This is a genomic window from Roseovarius atlanticus (assembly GCF_001441615.1).
Lineage (GTDB): Bacteria > Pseudomonadota > Alphaproteobacteria > Rhodobacterales > Rhodobacteraceae > Roseovarius > Roseovarius atlanticus.
This window is the reverse complement of record NZ_LAXJ01000027.1, coordinates 23,729-35,271: the sequence shown is the minus strand read 5'-3', so window position 1 is coordinate 35,271 and position 11,543 is coordinate 23,729. Positions and strand designations below refer to the sequence as shown.

13 protein-coding genes are annotated in these 11,543 nt (G+C 63.2%); 5 read left to right on the top strand and 8 right to left on the bottom strand.

Annotation, left to right across the window (positions count from 1 at the left end; translation table 11 throughout):
• Window positions 1-7: 7 nt before the first annotated feature.
• The 3 genes from XM53_RS19480 to arsC are packed head-to-tail and all read left to right on the top strand — an operon-like array spanning window position 8 to window position 1,739.
• On the top strand, window positions 8-346 hold the full coding sequence (locus XM53_RS19480; protein WP_057796551.1) for a DUF952 domain-containing protein: 339 nt from the start codon (window positions 8-10) through the stop codon (window positions 344-346).
• Window positions 343-1,401 (top strand): quinone-dependent dihydroorotate dehydrogenase, encoded by a 1,059-nt coding sequence (locus XM53_RS19475; RefSeq protein ID WP_057796411.1) that lies wholly within the window; start codon window positions 343-345, stop codon window positions 1,399-1,401. The genes XM53_RS19480 and XM53_RS19475 overlap by 4 nt, the downstream gene beginning before the upstream one ends.
• Complete coding sequence (arsC, locus tag XM53_RS19470; protein WP_057796409.1) at window positions 1,392-1,739, top strand: arsenate reductase (glutaredoxin); 348 nt, start codon at window positions 1,392-1,394, stop codon at window positions 1,737-1,739. The genes XM53_RS19475 and arsC overlap by 10 nt, the downstream gene beginning before the upstream one ends.
• 244 nt (window positions 1,740-1,983) lie before the next feature.
• On the opposite strand, the gene XM53_RS19465 is transcribed toward arsC, so the two are convergent.
• From XM53_RS19465 to XM53_RS19455, 3 genes are all read right to left on the bottom strand, one after another.
• Window positions 1,984-2,580 (bottom strand): outer membrane protein, encoded by a 597-nt coding sequence (locus XM53_RS19465; RefSeq protein WP_057796407.1) that lies wholly within the window; start codon window positions 2,578-2,580, stop codon window positions 1,984-1,986.
• 332 nt (window positions 2,581-2,912) lie between these two features.
• The gene (locus XM53_RS19460) at window positions 2,913-3,509 is read right to left on the bottom strand and encodes an outer membrane protein (RefSeq protein ID WP_057796549.1); all 597 of its coding nucleotides are present in this window, start codon (window positions 3,507-3,509) and stop codon (window positions 2,913-2,915) included.
• A gap of 283 nt (window positions 3,510-3,792) precedes the next feature.
• Complete coding sequence (locus tag XM53_RS19455; protein WP_144435625.1) at window positions 3,793-4,239, bottom strand: DUF1489 family protein; 447 nt, start codon at window positions 4,237-4,239, stop codon at window positions 3,793-3,795.
• Between the two features lie 320 nt (window positions 4,240-4,559).
• Between XM53_RS19455 and XM53_RS19450 the strand changes: the two genes are divergently transcribed.
• A complete protein-coding gene (locus tag XM53_RS19450) occupies window positions 4,560-6,821 on the top strand; it encodes an adenosylcobalamin-dependent ribonucleoside-diphosphate reductase (RefSeq protein ID WP_057796403.1) in 2,262 nt (753 codons plus the stop codon).
• A 572-nt stretch (window positions 6,822-7,393) separates the two neighbouring features.
• A complete protein-coding gene (locus tag XM53_RS23210; RefSeq protein WP_236544570.1) occupies window positions 7,394-7,537 on the top strand; it encodes a hypothetical protein in 144 nt (47 codons plus the stop codon).
• Here the strand turns inward: XM53_RS23210 and XM53_RS19445 are convergent.
• The 5 genes from XM53_RS19445 to XM53_RS19430 all read right to left on the bottom strand — a co-directional run bounded on the left by XM53_RS19445 (window position 7,525) and on the right by XM53_RS19430 (window position 11,381).
• Complete coding sequence (locus XM53_RS19445; RefSeq protein ID WP_057796401.1) at window positions 7,525-7,890, bottom strand: hypothetical protein; 366 nt, start codon at window positions 7,888-7,890, stop codon at window positions 7,525-7,527. The genes XM53_RS23210 and XM53_RS19445 overlap by 13 nt on opposite strands.
• A gap of 154 nt (window positions 7,891-8,044) precedes the next feature.
• Window positions 8,045-8,647, bottom strand: a complete 603-nt coding sequence (locus XM53_RS19440; protein WP_236544569.1) for a hypothetical protein — start codon at window positions 8,645-8,647, stop codon at window positions 8,045-8,047.
• A gap of 680 nt (window positions 8,648-9,327) precedes the next feature.
• Entirely contained in the window at window positions 9,328-10,161 is an 834-nt protein-coding gene (locus XM53_RS19435; protein ID WP_057796399.1) for an alpha/beta fold hydrolase, read from the bottom strand.
• Window positions 10,162-10,291: 130 nt separating this feature from the next.
• The gene (locus tag XM53_RS23200) at window positions 10,292-10,495 is read right to left on the bottom strand and encodes a hypothetical protein (protein WP_144435619.1); all 204 of its coding nucleotides are present in this window, start codon (window positions 10,493-10,495) and stop codon (window positions 10,292-10,294) included.
• 103 nt (window positions 10,496-10,598) lie between these two features.
• Window positions 10,599-11,381: an alpha/beta fold hydrolase gene (locus tag XM53_RS19430; protein WP_057796397.1), complete on the bottom strand. Its 783-nt coding sequence runs from the start codon at window positions 11,379-11,381 to the stop codon at window positions 10,599-10,601.
• Between the last annotated feature and the right edge of the window lie 162 nt (window positions 11,382-11,543).

The window sequence follows — 11,543 nt, the reverse complement described above, 5'->3', positions numbered from 1 at the left end:
AAACGCCATGCTGATATACAAGATTTTCCGCCAAGAAGAGTGGGCCGCGTTGCGGTCCGACGAGGAAACGCGCGGCGCGGCGGTGGACGTGGCGGATGGCTATATCCATTTCTCGACGCCGATGCAGGCGCCCGAGACGGCGGCCAAGCATTTCAAGGGCGCGGACGACCTAGTGCTGGTGGCGGTGGAGACCGACCGGCTGGGCGACGACCTGCGCTGGGAGACCTCGCGTGGGGGCGACAAGTTTCCTCATCTTTACAGGGTCTTGCGGCTGGAGGACGTGGTCTGGGCTCAGCCACTGCCGCTGGTGGACGGGGTGCACCAGTTTCCGGCGGGCGCGGTATGACACTGACCGACCGGATCGGGCTTGGCCTGATGCACCGGTTAGAGCCGGAGCGGGCGCATGGCCTGGCGTTGCAGGCGTTGAAGGCCGGGGTGGTGCCGTTGCCGGGGCTGGTCACGTCGGACCGGCTGCGCTGCGAGGTGGCGGGGCTGCGGCTGGCCAACCCGATCGGGCTGGCGGCGGGGTTCGACAAGAACGCGGTGGCGCTGTCGCCGCTGTCGCGGGCCGGGTTCGGGTTCATCGAGGCTGGCGCGGTGACGCCGAAACCGCAGGCGGGCAACGCGAAGCCGAGGCTGTTCCGGCTGACCGAAGACCGGGCTGTGATCAATCGTTTCGGCTTTAACAACAAGGGGATGGAGGATGTGGTGCAGCGCCTGGCGGCACGTCCGCGGGACGCCGTGATCGGGCTGAACCTTGGCGCCAACAAGGACAGCGCGGACCGGGCCGAGGATTTCGCTAGGGTGCTGGCGCGGTGCGGGCCGCACTTGGATTTCGCGACCGTCAACGTTTCGAGCCCCAACACCGAAAAGCTGCGCGATCTGCAAGGGGCCGAGGCGCTGGCGGCGCTGCTGAAAGGCGTGATGGAGGCGCGAAGCTGGCTGGAGGAGCCGATCCCGGTCTTTCTGAAAATCGCGCCTGATCTCAGTGACTTGGAGTTGTCCGAAGTGGCCGACGTGGCGCAGGCGGGAGGCGTTGCGGCGATCATCGCGACGAACACCACCCTGACCCGGGACGGGCTGCGAAGCGCGATGCGGGAGCAGGCCGGCGGGTTGTCGGGGGCGCCGCTGTTCGAGCGGTCGACACGGGTGCTGGCGCGGCTGGCGCAGGTCACCGGGGGCGCGATGCCGCTGATCGGTGTGGGCGGGGTTGGAAGCGCCGAGCAGGCGCTGGAGAAAATCCGGGCCGGGGCGAGTGCGGTGCAGCTATACTCGGCCATGGTGTTCGAGGGGATCGGGCTTGTGGAACGGATCGCAAGGGGTCTGGACAAGTTGTTGGAAGAAAAGGGATTTTCGAGTGTCGGCGACGCGGTTGGCACGGGGCGAGACGCATGGCTGTGATCGAGATATGGCACAATCCGCGCTGTTCGAAATCGCGGCAGACGCTGGCCCTGCTGGAAGAGCGTGGGACCCCACCGAAGGTGCGGCGCTACCTGGAGGATGCGCCGGATGAAGCGGAGTTGCGGGCGGCACTGGCGGCCTTGGGCATGACGGCCAGTGCGTTGATCCGAAACAAGGAATCCGTGTACCGCGATCTTGGGCTGGGCAAGGACAGCGACGAGACGGCGCTGCTGACGGCCATGGTGGCGCATCCGATCCTGATCGAGCGGCCGATCGTGTTTGTCGGCGACAGGGCGGCGATCGGACGGCCGCCCGAGGCGGTGCTGGAGATCCTGTAGCCGGCGTTTTTCGACTCAACCCTTAATCCAGAGGAAATCCTTAAAACCGCGTCGGTATCGCGTCGGTATTTCCGTCTGTATCGTGTCAGTGTGGTTTCCCGAGGCCCGAGATTAAGAGACCGGATGGTGCACCTGCTGCGCACGCAGGGTCGCGGGCATGCAAAAAGCGGGTCCCCGGCCTTTCGGGAACCCGCCTGCATTGGGTCCGCCCGGCGCGCCGGACGGCAAGACCCTAGGTCCAGGATCAGAAGCGGAACGTGCCGCGCAGCTGAACCGTGGTCGGTTCGACATCGGCATTGGAGCCGTTGAAGTTGTCGAACTCGTGGTAGAGCAGTTCGCCGCCGAGCGAGAAGTTGTCGGTGACCATCGTCTCGTAGCCTGCGCCGACGAAGTAGCCGTCATCGTCGCCGAGGTTGTCGGTGAACGCCTTGGCATAGCCGCCGGTGCCGTAGATCAGACCGTTGCCCAGCTTGTAGCCGGCGCGCAGCTTGGCGCGGAAGATGTTTTCAAGGTCGACCTGCGGGTTGGGAGCGTTCGACACGTCGGCTTCGGTGAAGTCGTAGTCGAGGCTGCTGCCCAGCACGAAGTTGCCGAAATCGTAGTCGTAGCCGACGAAGAGACCGCCGATGACGGTTTCGTCGCCGCCGGAGATGTTGGAATCGAGGTTGTTGTAGCCGAGCTGAACACCGCCATAGAGGCCGGTCCAGTTCGGGGTCGCGGCAACCGGGGGCGGCGGGGGCGGTGCGACGACATCGTCTTGCACCGGCGTCAGGTTGCCGGCGAATGCGGGCGCGGCGCCAAGTGCGAAGGCGGCCGCGAGGAGGGGGGTTGCTCGTTTCATACTGCTATCCTTTCAGGACCGTTTACTACCCAAGAGAGGCGGAACGCGGAGGCGCGCGCCGTTGTGCGGGGGATATGGCTTCTGCCGGCGACTGTGCAATAGACGGCGCCTGATTGGCAGTGTTCGGGACGTGTTATTTCATGGGGCGATGCATGGGGGATACACCTTGGGCGGAAATCCGCTTTTGGCGACTCGCCTCACTCGAAAACGCGGAACTTTTCCGTTCGGCGGGCGTTCAAAACAGTTAAGCCCGGACCGGCGAAATGCCGGCCCGGGCTTTTTCATCATCAGGTCGCGTGGAAAGGTGGGGAGCGCCGATGGGCGCTCGCACCTCAGAAGCGGAAGGTGCCGCGGACCTGGAGCGTGGTGGCTTCGACGTCGACAGCGGTGCCGCCGTAATTGTCGAACTCGTGATAGAGCAGTTCACCACCCATCGAGAAGTTCTGAGTGATCATGTGCTCGTACCCGCCGCCGATGAAGTAGCCGTCATCGCTGCCGAGGTTGTCGGTTTCGGCCTGTGCGTAACCGCCGGTGGCATAGAGCAGGCCATCGCCCAGCTTGTAGCCGCCACGCACCTTGGCGCGGAACACGTTTTCCAGCGTCGCGGCATTGTTGGCCACGCCGATATCGGCGAAGTCATAATCGAGGCCGCCACCCAGCACGAAGGTGCCGAAGTCATAGTCGTAACCCGCGGTCAGACCGCCGATCACGCCGTCGTCGCTGCCCGAGACGTTGGTGTCGACGTCACCATAGCCGAGCTGGACACCGCCGTAGGCGCCGGTCCAGTTGGGGCCGAAATTGGTCGGGGCAGGCGCCGGTTGCGGTGCGGCGACAATGGTGTCGTCGACCGGGGCCGAGGTGTTGCCTGCGAATGCGGGGGCGGCGCCAACGGCAAGGGCGGCCGCGAGGATCGGTGTTGCTCGTTTCATCATGCGTTCCTTTCGGCATGTCTGTTTCGTTCCGCAGCGCGTCTTTCAGCGCGCTGTCTGTCGGCAGATATGTCCTTTGACGACACTGCGGCAAGGGGGGAGCCAGGCACATGTGATCACGTCGGTGTGAGACGCGGCATGGCGCCGGAAAAACACCGGAATGGTGGCGGAAACTTGCCGGAATCCAATTGAACTCAAAGGGAAAAAGGCGGAAGTTTGCCAAAGGCGACGGGTGTCTGTTCGCCGGTGATCAGTTGGCTGTGCGCGCGCGCAGTGTCGCGCCTTAGAGAACGCCGATATCGGCCAGCGCGGCGCTGAGATCCGCGGGCAGGGCGTCTTCGTTCTGGCGGTTCTCGGGCAGGTCGGCCGGCGCGTCAGCGGGGGCAAGATAGCGCCAGCCCTGGAACGGGCGCTTGCGGGCGGTGGTGGTGCGGATGATGTCCGGCTCCAGCACGATGCCGCAGCGGCGGATGCCGTCGGCGCGGATGACTTCGTCCAGCCGGAGGATGCGCTGGCGGCACTGGATGAGGCCCTGGATGACCCAGTAGATCGAGCCGCCCTCGAGCAGCTCGGCCTCGCGCCGGGGCCACATGCGGGTGACGTGGCGCGGCAGGCCATCGGGGCCCTGCGCCTTTTTGCTGGATTGCCAAGCCATGAGGCTTTCGACGGTTTCCGAGCCGACCGAGAGTTTGACGAGATGTATCTTCTGGTCTGCCACCACTGCCCCCATATCCACCATCTGATATCCTATGGCCGGGGTGGGGAATTTCAAGCGGGTGCGACCTTGAGGTGTGCCGGTGGCACGCAGGTCGGACCCGCGTTCGGGCCACGCAGGCCTTGGGGGCGAGGCCCCCAAACCCCCGGCCTAATAAGGGTGACCAGTCCCCCATACCCCATTTTACATGGGGGACCAGTCCCCCATACCCCTGGGATATTTTCAGCCAGAGGAAGAGATGCCTTTGGTTGACCGATTCCGCTACAACGACTAGTGTACTACGTCTCGTCTGCCACTAACGCTGCCCCGAAACCCTAGAGAAAACAGGTCCTCGTATGACTCGATTCGCCGCCCCCATCGCCGAGGCCATCTGGGATATGAAATACCGTCTGAAAGAGGCGGATGGCACGGCCATCGACGGCACGGTCGAGGATACCTGGCGGCGGATCGCCCGGGCGGTGGCGCAGGCGGAGGCCGAGCCCGAGGCCTGGGAAGAGCGGTTCTATCGCGCGCTGGAGGATTTCAGGTTCCTGCCCGCGGGGCGGATCACGGCGGGCGCCGGCACGGGGCGGGCGGTGACGCTGTTCAACTGTTTCGTGATGGGCACGATCCCCGACAGCATGAGCGGTATCTTCGAAGGCCTGCGCGAGGCGGCGCTGACCATGCAGCAGGGCGGCGGGATCGGGTACGATTTCTCGACCATCCGGCCCAAGGGCGCATTGGTCGAGGGCGTGGCCGCCGATGCCAGCGGGCCCTTGAGCTTCATGGACGTGTGGGACGCGATGTGCCGCACGATCATGAGTGCGGGCAGCCGGCGCGGGGCGATGATGGCGACGATGCGCTGCGATCACCCGGATGTCGAGGAGTTCATCGCGGTGAAGGGCGACGCGGCGCGGCTGCGGATGTTCAACCTGAGCGTTTTGGTGACGGATGATTTCATGGAGGCCGTCAAGGCGGACGGGCCGTGGGAACTGGTCTTTGGCGACAAGGTCTACAAGACGGTTCAAGCGCGGGACCTTTGGAACCGGATCATGCGGGCGACCTATGATTTCGCCGAGCCGGGCGTGATCTTCATCGACCGGATCAACACCGCGAACAACCTGCATTATGCCGAGACGATCGCGGCGACCAACCCCTGTGGCGAGCAGCCGTTGCCGCCTTATGGCGCGTGCCTGCTGGGGTCGATCAACCTGGCGCGGCTGGTAACGGAGCCGTTCGAGGACGGCGCGGGCATCGACGAGGCTGCGCTGGCCGAGCTGGTGGCGACGGCGGTGCGGATGATGGACAACGTGGTGGACGTGTCGAAATTTCCGCTGCCCGAGCAGCGCGCCGAGGCGCAGGCCAAGCGGCGGATCGGGCTGGGGGTCACGGGGCTGGCCGACGCGCTGTTGATGTGCGGGCTGCGCTATGGCGACGACGCGGCGGCGGCGCAGTGCGAGGCGTGGATGAAGGCCATCGCCCGTGCGGCGTACCTGGCGTCGGTCGATCTGGCCAAGGAGAAGGGGGCGTTTCCGCTTTTCGAGGCGGAGCCGTACCTGCAAAGCGGCATGATGCAGGCGATGGACGAGGACGTGCGCGCGGCGGTGGCCGAGCATGGCATCCGCAACGCGCTGTTGACCAGTGTCGCGCCGACGGGGACGATCAGCCTTTATGCGGGGAACGTGAGCAGCGGGATCGAGCCGGTCTTTGCCTATTCCTACACCCGCAAGGTGCTGCAAAAGGATGGCAGCCGCACCGAGGAAGAGGTGGTGGATTACGCCGTGCAGATGTGGCGCGAGACGAAAGGCGATGCGGAATTGCCCGAGTATTTCGTCAATGCCCAGACGCTGGAGCCGCAGGCGCATGTGAAGATGCAGGCGGCGGCGCAGAAATGGGTCGACAGCAGCATTTCCAAGACGATCAACGTGCCTGCCGACATCGGGTTCGAGGCGTTCAAGGAAGTCTACATGCAGGCCTGGGATACGGGCTGCAAGGGATGCACGACGTATCGGCCCAACGACATCACCGGCAGCGTGCTGAGCGTGGGCGCGTCCGAGGACAAGGTGCCAATGCCCGTGGAAGGCGGCGAGGTGGTTTACATGTCCGAGCCTCTGGACCGTCCGGCGGAGCTGGAGGGGGCCACCTACAAGCTGAAATGGCCCGACAGCAGCCACGCGATTTACGTAACGGTGAACGATATCGTGCTGGACGGGCGGCGGCGGCCGTTCGAGGTGTTCATCAACTCCAAGAATATGGAGCATTTCGCCTGGACCGTGGCGTTGACCCGGATGATCAGCGCCGTGTTCCGGCGCGGCGGCGATGTGAGTTTCGTGGTCGAGGAACTGAAGGCCGTGTTCGATCCGCGCGGCGGGGCGTGGATGAACGGCAAGTACATCCCCTCGATGTTGGCCGCGATCGGCGGCGTGCTGGAGAACCACATGATCAATATCGGCTTTCTCGAAGGCGAGGGGCTGGGCCTGAAGGAAGACCCGACGGCCAACGTGGTGAGCCTGGACGGTCCGCGCGGGCCGGCCTGTCCGTCCTGCGGCAGCTATGACATGCGCAAGGTCGAAGGCTGCCTGACCTGTGCATCCTGCGGGCATTCCAAATGCGCATGAGGCGGAAAATGGCGGATTTGTTGTTCTGACTACCAATTAATGGCCACCGGCGGGCTTGAAATGTCCATTTTGCAAGCGAAAAAGGTCAATCGGGCGTAGGCGCTGGATTTTCCGGTATTTCTGCGGTTTCTTGCGCGAGCGAAGGTTCGAGCCTGACCAGATGGGTTTGGGAAGTGGAAACACGCCACAGAAGCGCTTGTGGGGTCTTTTTTGGGTTTGGTCAGGGCCCGCATACCGCTCCTGGACTTTCGCGCAATTGTCACCGTTCACCAGTTCACCGAGATGAGTGCGTCTGCCAGTGTTTCGATGTTATAGGATTGAGCGATAGACAACATAGGAACGACGACCCGCGAACCGAGGCACAAAAAGGGCGGCTTTCGCCGCCCTTTCTTCGAGAAACCTTTGGTTTACCTGCCGATCGCCAGCGCCGCAGTGCGGCTTCGACTCGCGCATGGGCCTGAATGGCTTCGTGTTTCGAGTGATGCCCGTCGCAGAACTGGTGACCGTAAGTGTCTTCGCAGGTATTTTTGATCATTCCGGTCGATCTGCGTGTCGGGCCGGATCACCCAGGCGTGGACACGAGACAGGCTGTGCTTCTCGATGAGCCACAGCGTAACGTCACAGATATCCTGCTCCATCCCGAATTCGTCAGGATGGACGCTCAGGCGGCGCTTGCGCGCCACCTGAAGGGCACGGCCGAGTTTCACTCGGCGTGAGGGAACCGCGCGAGCAGTTCGCTGACGCGCGCGCCGTGCCAGAGGATCATGTCTGAGGCTGGCAGGCCTCGCTCTTGACCGATCCGGTCGAGCGACGAGGGCGTCTGGTCTGCCAGGACGCGGTGGACGTCGCGCAGCGCGGCCTCGACGGCATCTGTATCCGGGATCGGCTGCCCGAAGACGCCGTGCAGATCACAGAGCGCCGCGAACCCGCTCGGATCATCGAGCGCATCCAGCAGGTCGCAGAGGCTCGCGCCGTGGCGTCGGAGGTGCTGCTCCACAGTGCAAGCCGCGCCGAGACGCGCCTCGGCGGTGTCGATGGTGGTGGTGTTGAGGGTGGTGGAATTCAGCATGATGTTCTCCCTTTATGCAGTGGCGGAAACTGTGCTGGTGTGCCTGGTTCATCGGCGTCATGTTCCGTCGCAGAGAGAAGGTGGGCGTTGGCAGGTTCCTTTCGGTTGTTCTCAATGACTGGACTTCTGTGCTGGTATCGAGAACATTGGTCGATCATTCGGATGACGAAGAAGAAATCTGCCGGGCGCATGACTTTTCTGCTGTCGCGCCGCATCGGCGAAGACGTTCCACGACGGTGGAAGGCTGGGTATCGAACCTTGCATTCGTCCGAGGGCATGACGCCGACCGTGCAAACCGCGCATGGCCGGCGCCACAGGTCAAGCGGCGCCCCGCGCCGGGAGGGCAAGCGGCGTCCCGCGCCGGGAGGGCAAGCGCCAGCGCATCGCGCTCGTCGTCCAGTTCTCCGATCTCGACGAGGAGGTCATAGAGCCGGTCGGTCGGAAGGTAGAGCTCTTCCACCTCGATGCTCGCGGGATCGAGGAGGGGCCAAGACGACAACTCCGGGTTGAGACTATCGCTGACCAAATCGAAGGATAGGAGCCGGTGCAGATCGACCAGCCTACGCCGCGTCGCCCGGTCAAGGCGCGATATTTCGCGCAAGCCGGTCATAAGACGCAGGACACGGGCCATTCCGGCCTCGCCGTCGATCAGCCCCGCGCCGTCGCACAGAGCCGATCCGTGCTTGTCAAAATGCGCCCGTGCGGTAGCGAGTTGCAGGTCTGCGGACAGGGTCTTCGTGGGTAAGTTACGCAGCATTGTGGTCCTCCTTTTGCGCGTCTGCCATTCGTGGCAGCATCAAGCCGTCCGAATGTGTTTCTCCGAGATGATCCTCCTTTTTGCTGCCTCGGCTGAATGGTCGTTGTTTCGGTGTCTTGATATGGAGATTGGCCAATCGCCGGCCGCACGAAGCAAAAACTTCAGTTTTTTCGGCGCTGCCGGAAATCTCGCTTCGAGGGTCGTCAATCGGTCCCATGATGCCGACTGCCGATCTTCGCCGTTGGAGCAGGCGTCCCAAGGGGTTTTTTCTAATATCCACGGAAAAAACAGTAGGCGGGCCAAACTTGAGGGCGACAGCTTGTGGGACCTCTCGGACCTTCGCCGCGCTTGCTCAATTCTTGTCGCACCTGCGATGGTCACCAGCAGGAAGGGCGGATTGCCGACATTCGCTGCACATAGCTCCAACGTCCGACATGCATGTAAGAGTGGTGTCGATCAAATGTAGAACGGTAGGTACAGCCTGTCTGGATGCCATCGGTCAGTTGAAGTGGGAGTTTCTAATGCTTTTCCGGAACCGATTGGTGGCTCAAAGGCACATCGTTTCAATGAATGGGCTCAATACGGGTTGAACTTGCAATAGCTTCCCCCGGGAAGAGACGGGGGAAGCTTGGAAGGCGAGGCCTGCGCTGGCGCGTTTTGCGCCAGATTGGTACGGTTCGTTAACTGGACTGCAAGAAGTCCGAGATGTCCGTGTTGATCGTTTCAGCCATCGTCGCCGCCATGCCATGAGAGGCGCCGTCATAGACCTTGAGCGTCGCGTTCGGCATGATCTCGACCGTCCTTGAGGCAGAGGACTTTATGGGCACGACCTGATCGTCGCTGCCATGCATCACCAGCGTCGGCAGTTGGATCGCCTTGAGGTCCTCGGTAAAGTCGGTTTCGGAGAAGGCCTTGATGCAGTCGAAATGCGCCTTGGCACTGCCCTGCATCCCCTGCCGCCACCAGTTGCGGATCAAGCCTTCGCTGACCTCCGCGTCCGGGCGGTTGAAGCCATAGAACGGGCCTGATGCCACGTCGAGGTAGAATTGCGGCCGGTTCGCGGCAAGCGCCTCGCGGAAGCCGTCGAACACGTCAAGCGGCGTGCCGTCGGGGTTGCTGTCCTTCTTCACCATGACGGGCGGCACGGCACCGATCAGGACGAGCTTCGAGACGCGCCCGGGCTTGGCGCGGGCGGCGTAGTGCACGACCTCTCCACCGCCTGTGGAATGGCCCACATGCACGGCCGCCTTGAGATCCAGCGCGTCGGCCAGGGCAATGACATCGGAGGCATAGGTGTCCATCTCGTTGCCGGTTTCCGTCTGGTCCGAGCGCCCGTGTCCGCGCCGGTCGAAGGCGATCACGCGAAAGCCCTTGCCGAGGAAATAGAGCATCTGGGCGTCCCATTCGTCGGCCGTCAGAGGCCAGCCGTGGTGGAACACGATGGGTTGCGCGTCGCGCGGGCCCCAGTCGCGGTAGAAGATCTGCGTGCCGTCGTTGGCGGAAATGTGGGTCATGGTCTGAGATCCTTGGTTGGAAGGTGATGTTTCGGCCCGCAGGCCGGAAGCCGTCAGCAGCGGTGTGGTCGCTGCAATCAACAGGCCCGTGCCGCCGGCAATCGCGCAGCGACGGGTGAGCCGGATTGGTTCAGGTCCGGACATGGCGTTTTCCCGATATGATCAACTGACACGGGTCGGATTTGGGCAGCTTGCAGGTACGGTTCGCCTGAACGTGACCACCGATGAAACTGTCTACATTGACGATCCAGGAGGCGACGGCGACGGCCGCGACCGAGATGAGGAACAGGATCGCGCTCCAGGAGAGTATAGATTTCACTTTCAGATGGGACATGGTGTGGCTCCATTGCCGGGGTGATTTCCCCAAGTGAGATTTTTGGTTGAGCAGATTGCGGGTTCATGCGGCGAGGCGGGCCCCGCCGCACGCGCTTGCTAATTCAGCTTCCGCCAGAGGCGCGGGCGGCCTCATCGATCACGTCGGCGACTTCATCCGGCTTGGTCAGAAAGACGACATGGCTGCCGGACACGTCGACCGACACGGCGCCAATCCGGTCGGCGGTTTGGCGCAGCAGTTTCGGGTCGATGGCCTTGTCCTCGGTCGCGATCACGGCCCAGCTCGGCTTTTCCTTCCAGGCGGCGTGTTTCACCGGCGTTCCGAAGATATCCATGTTGATGGGCACCTGGCTGTCACGGAGGAAAGCCGCGTCCGCATCGGTGGTGTCGCCGGCAAAGCCGGTCTTGAACTCTTCGAGGTTGACGAAGCCGAACCCGTCATCGCCGGTCTCGATGATGAATTCTGGCGGAGCGGGGATGTCAGAGAATTGGTCGCCCGTGGTCTCGCCCACGTCTGGGGCCAGCGCGGAGATGTATACAAGGCCTGCAACCTTGGGGTTGATGCCCGCCTCGGTGATGACCGTTCCGCCGTAGGAATGCCCGACGAGTATCGCCGGACCGTCCTGACGGTCAAGGATGCGGTCGGTGGCAGCCACGTCATCTGCGAGAGAGGTCAGCGGGTTCTGAACGATGCTGACACGGTAGCCGCGCGCGGTGAGGATGTCGTACACGCCGCGCCAGCCCGACCCGTCGGCAAAGGCGCCGTGAACGAGGACGACGGATTTGACCGGCTGTTCGGACGGGATCGTCTCTTGCGCGTTTGCGCTGGTCGTGATGGTCGCGGCGGCGGCAGCGGCGGCGACGGCAGTTTTGAGTTTCTTGGACATTTGAAGTTCCTTTGGTTGATATTGGCAGAGGTCCATAAAGGCCGTGGGAGGGCGGCTTTCCGGTCTGTTTTTCTGGATGGCATCCCTGTCGCAGGCGTCGGCATCGTAGCGTTTTGACGCTGACGGGTGCTTGCAACTTTGGCGTATAGTTTGCTGGATACG